This is a genomic window from Rickettsiella endosymbiont of Litargus connexus (assembly GCF_964277335.1).
GTDB lineage: Bacteria > Pseudomonadota > Gammaproteobacteria > Diplorickettsiales > Diplorickettsiaceae > Aquirickettsiella > Aquirickettsiella isopodorum.
This window is the reverse complement of record NZ_OZ195516.1, coordinates 209,243-227,495: the sequence shown is the minus strand read 5'-3', so window position 1 is coordinate 227,495 and position 18,253 is coordinate 209,243. Positions and strand designations below refer to the sequence as shown.

The following is an 18,253-nucleotide window of genomic DNA, read 5'->3' as shown; positions in this document are numbered from 1 at the left end:
ATTTTAAAAAATTAAAAAAAAATTTCTCTAATTGGAGCTTAATTTATGGTCAAGTATTTAAAAAGAATTGGTTCAGAAAAAGAACGTAAACTTGCCTTATTATATTTAGTGATAGGTGCTATAGCGATAGGTTTTGCTCCTATTTTTGTCCGATTAAGCGAAGTGGGTCCCATTGCGACTGGATTTTGGCGCGTAGCTATCGCCTTTCCCATTTTAACTTTACTTTCGTTAGGACAAGGCTATACACGTCCCGATGATAAGCAAGCGCCGACCTTAAAAGATTATCTTTGGCTATTATTTTCTGGTGTTTTATTTGGCGGTGATCTCGCCACATGGCATCTTTCTATTCAATATACGACCATCGCCAATTCGACTTTAATTGCTAACTTTTCACCCATCATCATCGCTTTATGGGGATGGATTGTTTTACGCAGACCGCCAAAAAAAAAGTTAGTGATTGGTTTATTATTAGCCATATTAGGTATCGCTGTCTTAATTCACCCCAGCTTCCATATGGACAAAAATATCCGCATTGGTGATGGATTAGCCTTTATCACTGCCTTTTTCTATGCCAGTTATTTATTAGTTTTAAATCGAGCGCGTAAAAAATTTACAGCTTTTTCCAGTATGGCGATATCCACTTTTGCCAGTATGCTCACTTTACTTACCATCACGTGCCTATCGGGTGAGCTTGCTATACCGCAAACAGAAATGGCATGGATTATTTTATTTGCTTTAGCTTTGTTTGCACATATTTTAGGACAAGGATTAATCGCTTACGCCTTACCGTATTTACCGGTTACCTTTTCATCAACCGCCCTGCTTATCCAACCGATGGTCGCTGCAATGGCAGGTTGGTACTTCTTTTCAGAATATCTAAGTTTCAGTCAAATGATCGGGATGCTGATCGCCTTAGTGGGTATCTTTTTAGCTAAACAGACTATTTAATCTTCAAAAATTCTCAAATGCGGTCGTATAAAATACTTTATACTCACAGCAATGGGATTTTTGGCAAGGCGCCGCGAAAACGAAGCAACCGCAGTGTATTCAAGATACATGAGGATTGCGAGTTGAACGGCAACACAGTCAAAAATTCAAGTGCGAAGAGTTTATAACAAACTTTTACTTACCATTTCATACACGTCTGAAGAAAGTCCCTGTATTTTAATAAGCTTCTCTAGTTGTTCGTGCATTAAGGCTTGACGATCAACATCAAAACGCTTCCATTGTGTAAAAGGTTTTACTAAACGCGCCGCTATCTGAGGATTGATAAGATCAAGGTGCTGTATTTGCTCACTTAAAAATACATAGCCGGCACCAGAACGATCATGAAATTGACTACGATTTTCTGAACAAAAAACACCAATCAAGGATCGAATTTTATTCGGATTCTTCCAATCAAAAGCAGGATGCTTCAGTAATTTTTTAACCTGATGTAAAGTATCCGGCAATGGAGCACGCGCTTGTATGGCTAACCATTTACAAACCACTAAAGAATTCGCTGAATTTTTTTCATAAAACTCTTTTAAAAAACTATCTCTTTGCGATAAATTATGATTGACTATTTCGCTTAATGCCACAATCCTGTCGGTTAAGTTATCGGCTTTTTTGTAATGATTCACACAGAGATGATGCACGTTAGGGTCTTGCAATAACATGAGATAGGTTAAACTTATGTTAGCTAAACGTCGATTCGTTACCGACTGCTTATCAAAAACATAAGGTTTTAAATCATGGCAGGCTTGATAACAGTGTAAAAAATTATTTTCTAGTTTTTTAGCGCACTGAAAACGCAACCATTCCCTTTCTTCATGAATACCATCGATATCAATAATAGGCATTTGTTCTGAAAAAGCAGCTTCACTCGGTAAACTGAGTAATTCTGCCAATAAATCCTTACTGTCCTGCTTATCCTCAGCAAATAGAATTTTATATCCTTTAAACAATTCACTAACGGCTGAATCTTCTAACGTTGATGAGGATTGAATTCGGCGCAACACAATTCGACTAGCTAATTCCTGCGCAGCATCCCATCGATTAAAGCCATCGGTATCCGATTGCATTAAAAAGGCGAGATCCTTGTCAGAATACTTAACCTTCAATTTTACTGGAGCAGAAAAATTTCTCAATAAAGAAGGAATTGGTTTAACATCGACGTTAACAAACTGGAAAACATGCTCAGATTCTCTGAGTTTTAATGTGCATTGCGTCCCCAGAGGTGTATCATCACCGACTAACTGTAAGTCAATCGCTTGGCCTGCTGGATTGAATAAAGCCATCACTAAAGGAATATAAAAAGGTTTTTTAGTCGGTTGACCAGGTGTAGCAGGGGAATGTTGTTTAAGAATCAAATCAAAGGTTTTTTCTTCCGGTGAATAATGGTAATCCACCTGTAATTCGGGTGTCCCGGATTGCTTATACCAACGACGAAATTGTTGTAGATCATAACCACTCCCTTTCTCGATTGATTTAACAAAATCTTCTATAGTAACTGCTTGTCCATCATGAACAGTAAAATAATCATCCATACCTTTGCGAAATAATTCTGGATCCACTAAGACCTTCATCATGCGAATGATTTCAGCGCCTTTTTCATACACGGTCATGGTATAGAAATTATTAATCTCAATATAAGAATCAGGTTGCACGGGATGAGCTAAAGGACCTGCATCTTCTGCAAACTGCATTGCTCTTAATTGTCTTACCGTGTTAATCCGTTCAGTCGCAGGATTGCCAATAGATTCACTAAATTCCTGTTCACGAAAGACCGTCAAGCCTTCTTTAAGACTTAATTGAAACCAATCGCGACACGTAATGCGATTACCGGTCCAATTATGAAAATACTCATGTCCTACAACTTTAGTAATATAACTATAATCTACGTCAGTTGCTGAACTCGGATCCGCCAAAATGGTCTGCGCATTAAAAATATTAAGTCCTTTATTTTCCATGGCGCCCATATTGAAATCATCGATGACCGCAATCATGAATATGTCTAAATCATATTCGCGACCATAGGCTTGTTCATCCCAACGCATGGCTTTTTTTAAAGATTCCATCGCATGATGGCATTTATTTTTCTCACCTTTTTCTGAAAAAATCTGTAAATTTATTTTTCGCTGTGATTGAGTCACAAATTCATTTTGACTATATTCTAAATCGCCTGCAACCAAAGCAAATAAATAACTCGGTTTTTTAAACGGATCTTCCCAAGTAACAGAATGTTGATTATTTTCTAAATCCTGCTGTGTGATTTTATTTCCGTTGGATAACAAAATGGGATATTTCTTTTTGTCAGCAATAATAGTAGTCGTATAACGGGCCAATACATCCGGGCGATCTAAAAAATAAGTAATGCGACGAAAACCTTCGGCTTCACATTGAGTACAAAAAATTCCTCGAGAAACATAAAGTCCACTTAATGCTGTATTTTCTTTAGGTTTAATTCTATTTTCAATCTCAAGATTAAATTGATCGGGTACTTGAAAAATAATAAGTTCATTACCTTTAAGTTGATAGTCGCTATTTGATAAAAGTCGACCATCGAGCTTAATAAAAATCAATTCGCAATTCTCACCCTGCAAAACCAGTGGTTTATTTTTATTTTCTGATATCGAGTTTCGAGTAAGCGCCAAACGAGAATTAACTTGAGTCAAATTTTCATTTAATTTAAAAGTTAATTCAACCCTATTGATCAAAAAACTAGGTGGAATGTAATCTTTAAGAAAAGTAGTTTTTAATTCAGTCATTTTTCACCTATTATTTTATGAGAGGATCAGGTTCTTTGTTCATATTCACTAAAGCAGGTAGAATTAAACTTAACAAAAGGAATGAACCACCCACAATCGTGGTTCTAGCTAGCACTTCTTGATTAATCAGCACACCAAATAGACTAGCAAATACTGGCTCTAAAGCAAATATCAACGCGGCTTTGGGAGCACTGGTAAATTTTTGATATTTATTCTGTAAATAATACGCCAAACTGGTCGCAAATACAGCACAAAATAAAATGCCAATTAAGGCTTGTGGCTGTAAAGCCGCACTAAAAGAATGTCCTTTAGTAAATAAAAATACAAACGGAACGGTAAACAAGAGTTGATAAAAAGCCAATAATTGATAATCACCAATCAATTGATTAGTACGCTGTAGATAAGTAATTTGTAAGGAAAAAAAGATAGCACCCAGAAAAACCCATAAATCGCCATGCTCAATATAAAGATGTTTTATATCCATTAAAACATAAAGTCCTATAAATCCTATGGCCGAACACAATAAATCCAAGCGACCCGGCTTTTCTAGCTTAAACAAAGGCGCTAAAAAAGGGACTACAATAACACTCGCACCGGTAATAAACGCTGCACGTGCAGAATGCACCGTTTCTAAACCGATAGTTAGACAAAGATAAGCCCCTGCATTGAGAACACCAATGATTAAACTGGCACACAAAATAGATCGAGTGGTTTTATGGAACAAAATCCAGACGCTCGGTAACAAAACCAAGGCTGCTAACGCAAAGCGTAAGCTCACAAATACAAACGGATCAACTTCAGTCAAAGCATTTCGAGTCAGTGGAAAAGTAACCCCCCACATCAAGGTGGCTAAAATTAGATAAAGATTAGCTTTACTAGATAATTTCATAAAATATAGAGTATAGTCACTCCAATCCCTTGCAACAACAGGAGAATTTCCGGTGTCAATTCGTGTTCTTGTTAACGGCGCGGCTGGGCGCATGGGGCGAATCACAACTAAAACGATTAAGCAGGATGCAGCATTCGATTTAGTCGCAGAAACTCACAGTAGCGATGAGCTTAAAAAATATCTATTGTCCAGCAAAGCAACAATTGCTATTGATTTTACCAATGCCGCTGTCGTCTTTGAAAATGCCAAAAGCATTATACTGGCAGGGACTCATCCAGTTATTGGAACTAGTGGTTTGCGCCCAGAACAAATAAATGAATTACAAAAGCTTTGCTCTGAGAAAAACTTAGGTGGGATCATTGCACCCAATTTTTGTATAGGTGCTTTATTGATGATGCGGTTTGCTGAACAAGCCGCACACTATTTTCCTGAATGTGAAATTATAGAAACCCATCATGAAAAAAAGTTAGACGCTCCATCTGCAACTGCTATAAAAACCGCTGAATTAATTAGTGCCGCTAGAAAAACATCGCCTAACACCAAAAAAACTCACGAAACACTAGAGGGCGCACGTGGCGCGGTTAAGAATCAAGTTCCGATACATGCACTACGTCTACCTGGGTTTCTCGCCAAACAAGCTATAATATTCGGCCATCTCGGTGGAAATCTCGTTATTGCCCATGAAACAATAGATCGTAATGCGTATATGCCTGGCGTATTACTGGCTTGTAAAAAAGTGAGGTCGTTAAAAAAATTAGTTTATGGTTTAGAAAATTTTTTATAAAAAATTATCATTAAAGCTTCGCGCGGAAAACTCAAATGATCGATTTCAAACAGTTACATGTTGAGCTTTTAAAACAATTAAGCAAAAATCATTTTGACATTAATGAAAAAATCAATAAGAAATTAATTGAATATGTCTTGTTATTACATAAGTGGAATCAAATACATAACTTAACCAGCATACGTGATCCTTTGCAGATGCTCTCCAAGCATATTATTGATAGTCTTGTTATTAGCCCTTACTTGCAAGGTCCACACATTCTAGATGTCGGCACAGGGGCCGGTTTGCCGGGCATACCTTTAGCATTGACGCACCCACACTATCGTTTCGCACTACTAGATAGTAACGGAAAAAAAACGCGCTTCTTAACCCATGTCATACAAACTTTAACGATAACTAACGTCGAGATCATTTCTTTGCGCGTTGAAAAATATCATCCCGAATATTGTTTTAATAGTATAGTCAGTCGAGCTTTTAGCCAGCTCAATGAATTTTTACATAAAACTAAACATTTATGCTGCGAAAATGGAAGTTTTTTAGCCATGAAAGGCCAATATCCCGCAGAAGAGATCCATGTACTTGATACTGATTTCAAGCTCATTGACACAAAACCTTTACGAATTGCTGATCTTGATGAAAAAAGACATCTACTGATTATTGGTTTAAATCACTAATAAATAAAATCCCTTTATGTATTTTATTAATTCCTTGTGAGTTATGAAAAGATTAATTATTCTATCTTACAATTAATAACTCAATAAAAACTTAATAACACTTTTGCCAAGGAGAATAAAATGCAAAACGTTGTTGCTGAAACAATATCTTTACTTCCTGCACAGCATTCTCCTAATTTTTTTCAAAAATCTATTACGGCCACTAAAAATATATCCTGTAAAACATTTAGTATAGCTTTGGCATCGGCAGTCAGTGTGATTACTTATTTTGAACCCTCTTATCAAGCAGGTGCTTCCATTGCAGACGGGCTAAAAGAGATTACCGCAGCAAGTGGAATTGGAACTAACTTTCTTTTTAATATACAAGCCTATCGGGAACTTTCGCAGCAGTTTTCTAAACTTTTTAAGTTGCCTTTGCAACTTTCAGCAGCAATATTTTTTTCTATCATGTGTGTAGCACCTAATTTATTTATGAATATAGTCGATGAAGAAGGAAACTATATTGATGAGCCCTTAATGATATTACAGATAGTTTCTGCCTTACTTAATATCGGTGTCAATATTGTAGGCTCCATGGAATTAATTAATAGCATTTCTTCTCTATTCAAAAATAAAACCGACTTACAAAAAGAAAAACTTATAGAAAAAATTAACCTTGCATTTGAAAAGTTTCAGAAACACCATCAATCAGAACCAAATGAAACATTAAATTCAGAATTACAGGAGCAGTTAATCTTTCTCCTTACAGCCAATAAGGAATCCACTTCACGGCAAAAAATAAGCTATTACTCTTTAAATGCCGGACTTGGCTTGTTCAGTATTCCCCAATTTAGTGCGTATTTATTAATAAGTTATTTTGGTATGCGTGACTTATCCGAAAAAAAATTAGGGACTCATCACTCAATCAGTCTATTACTAGGCTCACTCGCTGCCATTGGCAATGGGATACCGGGTGCAGGATTCTCGATTAAAGGTGTCAATTCGATGAGTAAAAAACTAATGTCTTTGCAAACACCTTCTTTGTTGGCTACACTTTTTGCACTCCCCGCATTATTCTCAGGGTTTACCACACACAAAGCCATGGCAGATAGTTTAAAAGAAGTAGGCTATTCAGGGAACCTAGCTGAAGCATTAAAATGGATAGCCAATCTTGGTGCAGCACTCATTTATAATTTACCGCAAATGCTCACTTTAGCGAACAGCTTGAATGCGCCTGCTGTTAATAATCAACTCCATGCTTTAAAGCAAAAGCTTAAAGATCAAATTAAAAATTTAAACGCTTCTAATGTGAAAAATTTTAAAACTGAATTACCTAATAAATTAAGTAGTTTTTTTAAAGATTATATTGCTGAAGATAGTGAGCCTAATTACCCTCATTCATACGCTGCCATCAATAGTATATAAAAACTTAGGCCCTATGAAAGAAAAGATAGGTTAACTAACAAAACTAGCTAAATTGTTCTTTTTCAAGGCTAGAACTTTTTGACATTCTGCTACTAAAAAACCACCTTAACAAGATATGTCTTGACTAATCCCATTTAATTCGCACACCTAACCTCCCTAGAATGATATAATTATTGTTATTAACATGGCTTAAACTGGTATTTACAGAAGCTTCGCCAAATACTGAAAAACAATCATTATTCCAATTCTTTGAGCCACCAATACCAAGTCCACCCCAAAGAGGATAATTTTGACTACTAAAAGGCGTTTCTGATACAGTAATAGCATATTGATTTAAAAAATCGTAATAAAGATTGGCAATTCCATATAAATGACTCCTATCTACTATACCCAGTGAATTTAACTCTCTATTTTGATAATCTACAGATAATCCTAAACGCCCAATAAGACTTTTGGCATTGTTTAAAGAAACATCCGCACCAAAAACATCTTTAAAATGATTAAAGTCAACCTGGTAATAACCAAATTGAGTTTGCGGAGTAAAAGACCAATTTGTATTGAAAAGAATTCGTTTTCCTATTTCAAGACTAGTAGCATAACTTTGCACATCATTATTATTTTTAAGCGTCTGATTACTTGTATTTGAAAACAAATCACTATCGTACCAAATGGCATGAGCTTGTCCATCAACGTAAAAACCATTGTTACCATACCAAGTTAGTGTTGCGGTTGGCCCATAACCGTTGGCATTGATTTTACCTTTACCGAAATATGAATTAATGTCAGAAAAAACTTTACCATAATGACCAGCTAATCCACCTACTAGTGATCCCGTAGAATCTGCAAATAAACGTTTATCTATACCTAAAGTATATTTCAATAAATTAGCCCGATAATCAAATGGAGCTATTGAGAATTTAGGCTCAAAGGAACCTTGCATTCCATCAATTTTACTCCAAAAACCATCACCTTCAATTAAATTGGAAGTCTTTAGTGATGAAAATTTATTTGAGCCCCACCAACTTCTATTACCAACCCTCTGTTGAAGGGTATCCATCAAGTTGAACAATTGTAAAACGTTGGCATAAGCTTCATAGATAGGTACACCCGGTTGATAAAGTGGCGTAGGACTATCTTTTAAGGATGAACGAAGATACCAATCTCCATCTGTAGGTGTACTAATACCATTTTTATAAAGTCTATATGCATAAGCCCCCGAAACTACTGCGGGATCCCCTTCAAATACATAGTCTCCAATTAATTGAAACGTAGCATTGGAAGCACCGTTTACATCAATGATTTTAATACCCTCATTAGTTGGTGCACCAATACCATCGGTATTAGTTACTTTTACGAAACCAGCCCCCGTCGTATTACCTTGAACAACTACAATATCGGTCGATGAATTGTCAGCACCCAGCGATGTATTTAAATTAATTGTCCCGTTGTTAGTAGTATAATTGCTATTGATCTGCAATTGTTTGTAAGTACCGCTATAGTTCCCAAAATCAATAACCCCATTATTTTCCATATTTAAAATGGTAGAATCAGCCGTCATTAACCATCGACTTGTCGGATCAATTAAAGCACTACCACCATCCATGCTACCAGTCAATAAAGTGTTAGAAAGTAATGATAGGGTGGAAGTTGAACCACCCTCTACAAAAACATCACCGTTTAAAACACTTTGCGAAAAAATACCGGTAAAATCACTGGTGTTATTAACATTTAAAAGCTGCTGACCTGTTACAGCGCTAGCCATACCATTGGTTATTTGTAAATTGGCACTGGTGGAACCGTCAATCAAAATAACATCATCTTCAGCAATTAAATTAATATTCGATAGATTTATTTGTTGATTATTACCATCAAACATTTGGATAGCATGTAATTTTGCATTAATTTGACCAGAGGCAATGTTAATGATGCCGTCATTATCACGAGTCCCTATTCCAACACCATTGGTACCCGATGAAATGATATTGGCATTGTTAATAGTAACAATGCCACTTTCATTTGCGCCCACACCGAGAGAATCATCACCTAAAGTTTGAATATTAGCTGTGCCATTGATGGTTATGCTTGGCGAACCATTGCCCGTTGAACCATTTGCAACGACACCAGGAATGTTGTCATTAACCGTAACCACATCTAAATCATTTAAAACAATACTTCCTGCTCCAGTACCTGAAGAAGTAGCATAAACACCAATAGAGGGAGTTCCTAGAAAAAGGGTACTACCTTCATGACGAATGCTTATTTTTCCTTCGGAAATAATAGTACCGCCATCATTAACATGCATTCCTCGAGAATTTAAGCCCCGCATGATTATGTTTGCATCGTTATGGATAATAATTCGGTTAGTGTTTGCACCTGTTGCCGTTATTCCCTCACTATCATAGCCATTAATATCCAGTTGAAGTGCTCCTCTTGTCTCAAGAAGTCCATTACCCACACCTCCATCAGCTGATAAGCCATTATTTTGTTGTGTGCCAGTAAAAATAGAATTACTTCCATGCGTGGTAATATTGGCACCTGCATTGATATTTATAACGCCATTACTTGAAACACGTGCTGCTGTTGAACCTTCGGTATTGCCGGTATTTCGACCTGTTTCAATCGTAACAAAACCATTAAAATTGATTATGCCACCATTTTGTGCGCGTGCACCAATCCCGTTAGTCCCTGCTAAAGTATTAATTAGAGTTACTGAAGAATTGGCGTTAATAACACTGTTTGTAGTGGAATTGAAAACAGCTTGTCCTACGGTATTTTGAGTATAGATTGCGTTATTAGCGGTACAAACACTTCCGGTAGTCGCATTGAGTCGATTTGCCGTTTGGGTACAAGCAGAATAACAAGGCTGTGAAATCGTGATAAATAACGAAAGCGCACTAATATAAAGTAATTGAATCCTTTTCATATAGGAAGAATTCCTTTTACCCCTGTAAAAAACCTACACGGATACTAATTTAAAAGCAGCTTACTTACAAGTATTAATACGCATTAGCAGACTTACCCAAAAGAAAAACTCTTCACTCTAAAGGCCACTATAAAAATTTACTATTCTTTCTATAGCTGAACTCAAGAGTTGACGGCTGGAGCTTTTAGGCAAGAAATCCTAGTGATCGAAGATAAACAATTACTGGCTTTAGCTTTGTTTATCTTGTTTTTTTCAGAAGGCACTAACGCAACAAATTCCTTGTCATCACAGGTATCAGCCAGTGCTTACACCCGTCATAGTAGTCAAGCTGATCTAATGTTCCCGCTAAACAGTAATAATACACATAATTTTTATGCCAATCCAAGTTGTCTTATGGTACTGATAATCAAGGTTACACTGGACCTAGTTTATCGCTGGATAAAAAATAACGCCGCTATTTTAGGATTATTTATTTGGTGGTTATACGCGCATTGATAATAATGCACGTTTATGGGGATTTCAGGTTCTTAAATGACGACTTATCAACCTCTTAGCTATGATCATCCATAAAAACGTTGTAAGATCACAACTTAAAATTAGATCTACTCCGAGTAGATACTCTTAACTCCAAGAATAACTACTTTTATTTTGTAATTTTTCAAATTTATCGATAGCCCTATATATCTGATTTTCGTGCTCCATTTCGATAGTTTCTCTGAAATTTAAAGGTTTTGCCTTTTTACCCCAAAGCGTATGATAAATCCAACTTAAAAATAAGGACTGGCTGTGAATCTCCGTATCATTAGCCGCGCTGGCTAAAAAATCAGAACCGGAATGAGAAAAATGATCACGAAAGGAAGGTAACAACGCACTAGAATTAGCCAATGGGGGGGGCTGTAATTTTGGTAGGGTTTGAAAAAAATCTCCAGAAACCACTTTATTCCAATTTTTAACCGTACTATTTTTTATTTTAGTTTGTCTTTTACGGCGTCCCACATCTTTTCTTTTATTTTTATTTTTTTTCTGATTCAGTTTTTTAGTATTCCGATACGATTTTTTTCGTAAAGAACTATCATATTTCTTGAGATAATCATCTGCTATTGCTAAGATGCGGTTTTTCTCCTCAATTCTACTAGCTTGAGAAGCATGTTTCCTATCATGAAAAAATGTTTGATTGATTTGTTTAGAATTTTTCTTTGTGTGTGTCGAGCTTTGAGTGGTATGGATTACTATTTTTTCTTCTCGATGAGCTTGACGTTTACGACGCACTCGTGGCTGAGATAACTTCTTCTGATGACCTTTCATCCCTATTGAATTTAAATACATAGGTGTAAGTAGGCTACTCAAATTACTGGTAGTTATTATTTGAGTTAAATGTTGAAAATGTGTCGCATGCTCAATTTGTTTTTGATGGTCATTAGGATGAATTTCTTGGTCAAAAAATTTAAATGTCGTCGATAATATCTTTTTTCTCATTTCCGGTTCTTGATAAAAATGGCGGCAGATAATTGTGCAGTAATCATTTGAAACTATAAAAGCATTAGTAAGTATAAGATTAGTTTCATTACGAAAGAATGCATAATTTCCAATGTTTTTCAATATTTGAATTTCAGTATCCTCTTCTATATCTTGAGTAGTAATGACGATAATCTTTTTATCGGCAGTAAAAAGTAAAGGTGCTGTAATTAAACTCCAAACTTCATCGTCTAGCGAAACTATATTTTTGGGCAGAATATCAAAAAAGATATCCAGTCTTTGATACCAATGACTATTATCAAACAGTGCATTTTTTAATAAGATCGTCAGCCAAGGTTCAAAACAATTTGAGTCATAAGAATCAGGATAAATCGGAGCATAAATCGCATTACTTAAGGTTAAGATTAAATCATTTCCAGAGGGAAATACATCTGAAGAGATAACAGCACTTGGATAGATTTGTTTATATTTCTTTATCATTTCCCGTAAATCTAACGTATCTATCCGCTCGAGCAACTCATTTGAATCTTCATTTAAGGTTTCATAGAGAACTATATTAGAAACTGGAAAGAATATTTTTTTATCAGGCAAAATAGTATAAACATTTTCACCTCCATTCCCCACCAAATGATTTTCATAGGCACCATTGATATAAAAAATCTCATGTTTTTTCTCTCGACCTATCGATAGGGTGAGGTTGTTTATTAATTGCATAGAGAAAGTTTTTTCTAAACGATTGGCTAATGCTTTAAATAAACTAATTTTTTCATCCATTGTTTGATTGTTATCGGTTATTTCTTTTCCATATAAGTGCTCATTACTTATTAATTTTATTTCAAAATCTTTAAACAAATAATAGAAGTTTTTGGAATGCTGTGCTGTATTATGGGTTTGGTTGACCTCTAAGGTCATTAAAGCCTCTGAAATACTAAGAGAAAATGTTTTTTTATCTTTATCTTCACCCACTAAAATAGAAATATGTACTGTATTATCTTGAATCGATATTAAATCAACTTCATGTAGGAAATATTCAAAGAAGAATCGATGCTGAATGGTTTCTTTAAAATAATAATGAATCCAAGACTCACCTATCTCGCCAGAAGGAATTCGATAGCTTATCGAGTCTATTGTTGGGTTTGATAAAAATGTGATTAGTGTATTATTTCTTAACACAAACTCTAAATTCTTATAAGAACGATCAGTGATAAAAAAATTATCGGGATGTGTTTGATTTTTTCCCCCGTAGGCATCGATAAAACGGACATCCTTATTGACATAAAAAATATCAGATTCATTTTTCCGTCCGTAAATGTGATCGATCCGATCGATTTGGACTCTAATCTCATCAGGCGCACAAAAGGGTGGAATCGATTGCATGGCGGCTTTGTTTTTTCCGCATAAGAATCCATCCGTATCAAATAGCAAATAATCACTGTTTTCAGGATGAAATTTATCCAGGACCAGTATATCAGTCTCATTGCCTCCTTGAAGCAGGCCTGCAATCGAATTTCCTTGCAAATTAAATACATTGCCATTATCACCCCCTAGATACCGTTTTTTACCGTTTTGTACAATAAATAATGTGGGGGAATGAGAAAAAGCAATGACTTCGTCCTCTCCTTCTCCTAAATCGACTAAAGTTCCATTACCGGTTCTGTTTAGTGCATAGCTTACGCCTAAGGTCTTATGGCATAAGTAATACTTCATTTTTATATTAAGTACCTCATAAGGAGGTGGAGAGGCGGATAAACAAATTAAATTACCCTCAGCAGGTTCGTCAGGATTATTATCGTCAGGTGTAAAATTTATTTTTTCAGTTAAAAAAGCTTTACGGATTTTGCATGTATCTTCTACAAAAGTAAAAGCAGGAAAAATATACCACTGAATAGCGGTGTTATCTTTTAAAAAATTAATCGCACGTTCTACTAATTGCCCATTATTGGCTTTAAGCTGTATATATTCTAAAGGAGCCAGATGAAGTGTGCTAAGTAAAAACTCAAAAAATTTTTCTCCTCTAGAAAGATGCACATATTTTTCAATGGCTTCAACGTGTTTTTCAACCGCATACCCTTCAGCTCCTAGCCAGACAACTAGCGCCATTCCTTCTCCAAGAGGACCAGTGAAGGCGGATATCCCCGTAATAAATCCAAGAAATTCAGCCCCCTCGATACCGGCTTCGATGCCATCGATACTCAAAATGACACTATTTGAAATGATATTCGGAAGAACATCTTTATTTCCCATTCTATAAGCGTGTATTTCATTTTTAAGATTATAAGCAAAATAAATTGAGGTGGCTTTAGCAACAAATGGCGAAGCCGCTTGCAGTGCTTTACCTAAAAATTGTCGTTTGCCCATGGAAGATACATTTTCATTGAATAAAATGCTGAGTACTTTTTTATTTTCCAAGCCTAAATTCTTTTCAAGTAAACTGGCATCGGAGGCTAAGTTTTTTCCTTGAGTGAGCAAGCTATCGGATATTTTTCCAAAAAACAGACTGCTAGTCATTAATCCGAAATTAATGGCCACTTCATTAAAATGACCTTGAATCAAGGCTGATAGCGTATCTTTAGTCATCAACGCTGAACTGATAAAACGGGATACTTGTTCTATTTTTTTAAAATGAGCTTTAGTACGTGAATTACTGATTTCTTTGATTCTATCTTGATCTGACTCTGATAAGGCACAAACACTCCTCTTTAAACTATGTGATGGGCAGCTATCATATAGTTCAGAGAGAGTGCCAAATATTTTTGATTGAAAACGAAAAAAAAGACTTACTGATTGCTGTTGATTTTGTTTTTTTGCAGCATTGGTTGAATATCGGATAAATTTTAAAGTAGGATTTTTTAAATTTAAAAAATATTCCGAAATATATTTAACATTTTCTTTGGAAAAAATTCCTAGACGCCATTTGTTTTCAATGTAGTTTAATATTTCTGATAAATAAAAAAAACAGCCTAGTTTGATATAATAAGCAATTGCATCGCCCAAAAATCTAAGAAATTTTTTCTTTGGAAATTTGAGATAAGCCAGATCAATAAAATATTGACAATATTTTGCATCCTGAAGAATTAAACTATCAAAAAATTTTTTTTCTGGATGGCCGTATACTAATTGAGTTACTAACTCTGTGTGTTCTGACATATAGATAAGAAAATGAAGATAATGAAAAACATTCTCTGGGTCTTTTCTAAAAGCATAGTCCCAATGCCAAAGAAATAGCTGCGTATTTTCGACTGTTTTTTCAAACATCGAAGAATCCTGTTCGATATTAAGCCGTATGACTTGTTGAACTAAGCGGTGAATAGAGTATTTATCTTCATTATCTTTTGGATTAATCATGGAGTAACTACTTAGCAAATTCATAATTTCATTTAAATCCATTAGTTTAAAGCTGCGATTAAGCTGAATTACTTGAAAAAATTTTGCAGCAGAGATACTATCTGGAGATAAATAGGCCATGATATTTAAAATATTTAACGCACCTTGACCTATTTCATAAGATTTAATTTTATCCAATGTAATAATCCAAGTAGTAAAAACGGTCTTCAAATAAGGATCATTAGCGTAATCTGAAAAATTAAACTTTAAGAGTTCTTGTTGTTTTCTTTTATAAAGCTCTATGTAGTGAAAAATAGAAAAACTAGCGTCCGTGTTCCTTTTTAGTTTAATATAAGCAAGTGCTTGTTGTAATGCTAAAGGTAAGCCTTGAAGTAGTTGGTTTAATTCCATTATCCTTTCGTATTGATTATCTTCCAAGTCTAAAGATTTCTTAATCAATTCTTCGGTTTCTTGCCCTGTAAATACAGACAAGGATAAAGTAGTCGCAATGTTATTCCAATTACTATAACGCGAAGTAATGAGTACCGTTGGTTTATTTCCAGGTGTAGATTTAGGTAGATACGACTCTATCGTATGGTAATCCTCGACATTATCAAAAATAAAAAGACTTTTTTTATCTGAGAAGTAATCATAAATCTCTCCAATGTATTTTAAGTGCTGTTCTTGATCATACTGATCTTGAGTTGTAATCTGTAGCTTGATAGCGAGTTGCTGAAATGAGTAAATTAAATTTTCTTTAGTTTCTGCATCAATCCATAAAACATTATGATCATAATGTTCCGCATAAAGCTCCGCATAGCGTAAAGCTAATTGTGTCTTTCCTATTCCTCCCAAACCACTAATTGACAGTTGAGAACCACTGGAAGCTTGCGATGAATCGCTGTCTGATGGGCTTAATGGAGATGAGATGCCTGAAAGCGATAAAGCAAACCAAGTGGGTACAATAGCGGTTGTTCTTTCTGATATTAAGATATTGTGTAATTTTTTTAGAATCTCAATTCTTCCACTAAAATTTTTTACCGGTTCCCTTAAATTGAAGTAAATTGGTTTTTTACTCTCAGGTTGTCTAACTATAAATTGAGAAGAATAATGATTCTTAATTTTATTAAGAATACGTTGCGCTTCAGCAAATGCATGATTCGTCTTGGAATGTAAAACATAATCATAATTTTTTGAAATAAATGGAAGCAGGTCTTCCGACTGAGAAAAATATTTTTCTATATACTCTTCTTTGAAACACTCCTTCAACGCTCCATTAGTTTTTTTTTCCCAATCAAATAGACGGCGATAGCCATATCGGTTACGTGGAGATTTTTTGGGAGCATAAAATTTCATAGGTTGATCATTGATATTGAATTCAACTAAACCTGTTTTCTCATATAAACTGACGGTACGAATATCATGTTTGTGCTTATCTTGTACATCATATCCTGCCACTCTCACTCTAGCTTGCTTAATATTTTTAAGCTTAGGATCAAAGAATTTTTCTGATGAACCTTTTACTACTCCTTTTTCTATAATCTCCTTAGAAATAATCACATTCTCCTCATCCGAAGTCTTTTCTATATAACTAAATACTCGTTCAACGGCATCCTCAGCTAATTTTTCCATAGCCACTTTGTCGCCTGCTTTATCGGTTACCTGCATAAATTGACTTTCAAAGCTGTAAAAAATATTTATGGCTGCTTCAGCTAAAATAAGATCCAAATAATCTGGTTTAAGCAGTGAAAAAGCGCGAGTAATTTTTTGAGCCTTATTTTTACTATATGCAAAATACTTATTACTAATCATTCTTAGTGAAGCCACTACTGAAGGAATAGAACCTACAAGGCTTTCAGCAACGCTTATACCTATTAAAGCGCCTGTTATGCCGGTTTTCAATTCAGTTTTTAATGCTTCCTCTGTTAATAGTTTATCTTTAGCAAGCAAATGATAGATCCCTAGTGTTTTTATAAAAGCACTCATGAAGGTTTCAAGAAAGATTTCTAAATAAATGGTTGGATTTTCTTTTTCAGTAAGGAGCGTTTTAAATCGTTTAGAATCAGGTTCAATCTTATCTATAGCAGGTCTAACATCATGCGATGGGAGTTCCAATTTTTTTTGTAGGTCGGGCAAAAAAGAAGGGTGTCGCTCTAGCCAAATTGGATCCTTACAGAGTTTTTCAGAAAAAAATACTCGCATTATATCGAAATATTCTTTATTACGCGGCCGGTTCAATTCATTAACAATCGAATGCAACGATTCATTTTGGTCAATCATTTTACTGAGATCGGCTGCATTTTCGAGCGCCCATATACCGCAATTATAATGGTCTTGTTGTTGAGTTAATCCAGGACTTAAACTTAAGGGTTGGATTTGAAAAGTCTCAATAAGCATTTGCGAATATCGAGAGGGTATAGGGTTATTTTTTGAATCCACATAATAAGCGATGTAATTGGCGTATTTATAAGAAATAACTAAAGTTACCCAATGTAAATTTTCTAAATTAATAATTAAAGTCAGCCGTGCTGTATTTAATTGATACGTTTGTACTTTTAATTGAAATGACTCTGAGGTCCTATATAATTGAGTTAGGGAACCTAATATTTCAAATTCAGCATTGCCCTCGCCTACTCCAAGGAATTGGTTATATTCTATTCGAGCAATTTCAGCAATATCTTCTTGACTTAACCAATAAGTATAATCACCTTTTACGGTAGCTCCAGCAAGCGTTTCATCATCCGGAGCGCGTTTATTACGAGAAGAAACTCTTTGTTTAATGGGGCGTTCTATTTCGTTTACAGTATTTACATTAAGAGAGTGATAAAATTGTTGCGTTTCATTTTTTATTAGCATAGTTAATTCCTTTTATTTTAGTTATCTCATTTCAATTTTTTTATGAGCTAATATTTATAATTTTTTTAAATTATTCTAGTAAATTGTTAGATCAATGTTCCCAGAATGCTACTTTTCAGCTATTTAATTTATTTTTTTAATACTTAAATTATTAAAAAAATAAGTATGAATTAA

Annotated in this window: 9 protein-coding genes; 5 read left to right on the top strand and 4 right to left on the bottom strand. The window is 34.9% G+C overall.

What is annotated here, in order from left to right; genetic code table 11:
- Positions 1-45 precede the first annotated feature (45 nt).
- The gene (locus ACICP9_RS00965; protein ID WP_395498110.1) at positions 46-948 is read left to right on the top strand and encodes a DMT family transporter; all 903 of its coding nucleotides are present in this window, start codon (positions 46-48) and stop codon (positions 946-948) included.
- A gap of 161 nt (positions 949-1,109) precedes the next feature.
- On the opposite strand, the gene pepN is transcribed toward ACICP9_RS00965, so the two are convergent.
- Together pepN and ACICP9_RS00955 are read right to left on the bottom strand one after the other, a co-directional pair.
- On the bottom strand, positions 1,110-3,749 hold the full coding sequence (gene pepN, locus ACICP9_RS00960) for an aminopeptidase N (protein WP_395498108.1): 2,640 nt from the start codon (positions 3,747-3,749) through the stop codon (positions 1,110-1,112).
- A 10-nt stretch (positions 3,750-3,759) separates the two neighbouring features.
- Entirely contained in the window at positions 3,760-4,638 is an 879-nt protein-coding gene (locus tag ACICP9_RS00955) for a DMT family transporter (RefSeq protein ID WP_395498106.1), read from the bottom strand.
- A 91-nt stretch (positions 4,639-4,729) separates the two neighbouring features.
- Between ACICP9_RS00955 and dapB the strand changes: the two genes are divergently transcribed.
- From dapB to ACICP9_RS00940, 3 genes are all read left to right on the top strand, one after another.
- The gene (gene dapB / locus ACICP9_RS00950; RefSeq protein ID WP_395498958.1) at positions 4,730-5,422 is read left to right on the top strand and encodes a 4-hydroxy-tetrahydrodipicolinate reductase; all 693 of its coding nucleotides are present in this window, start codon (positions 4,730-4,732) and stop codon (positions 5,420-5,422) included.
- A gap of 35 nt (positions 5,423-5,457) precedes the next feature.
- Positions 5,458-6,096 (top strand): 16S rRNA (guanine(527)-N(7))-methyltransferase RsmG, encoded by a 639-nt coding sequence (rsmG, locus tag ACICP9_RS00945; protein ID WP_395498104.1) that lies wholly within the window; start codon positions 5,458-5,460, stop codon positions 6,094-6,096.
- Positions 6,097-6,216: 120 nt separating this feature from the next.
- Entirely contained in the window at positions 6,217-7,500 is a 1,284-nt protein-coding gene (locus ACICP9_RS00940) for a hypothetical protein (RefSeq protein ID WP_395498102.1), read from the top strand.
- A 124-nt stretch (positions 7,501-7,624) separates the two neighbouring features.
- Here the strand turns inward: ACICP9_RS00940 and ACICP9_RS00935 are convergent, their stop codons facing one another.
- Positions 7,625-10,423, bottom strand: a complete 2,799-nt coding sequence (locus ACICP9_RS00935; protein ID WP_395498100.1) for an autotransporter outer membrane beta-barrel domain-containing protein — start codon at positions 10,421-10,423, stop codon at positions 7,625-7,627.
- A 201-nt stretch (positions 10,424-10,624) separates the two neighbouring features.
- On the opposite strand from ACICP9_RS00935, the gene ACICP9_RS00930 reads away from it, so the two are divergent.
- Positions 10,625-10,918 carry a hypothetical protein gene (locus ACICP9_RS00930; RefSeq protein ID WP_395498098.1) on the top strand — a complete coding sequence of 98 codons (294 nt, stop codon included), beginning with the start codon at positions 10,625-10,627 and terminating at the stop codon, positions 10,916-10,918.
- Positions 10,919-11,044: 126 nt separating this feature from the next.
- On the opposite strand, the gene ACICP9_RS00925 is transcribed toward ACICP9_RS00930, so the two are convergent.
- Complete coding sequence (locus tag ACICP9_RS00925; RefSeq protein ID WP_395498096.1) at positions 11,045-18,079, bottom strand: NB-ARC domain-containing protein; 7,035 nt, start codon at positions 18,077-18,079, stop codon at positions 11,045-11,047.
- Positions 18,080-18,253 lie beyond the last annotated feature (174 nt).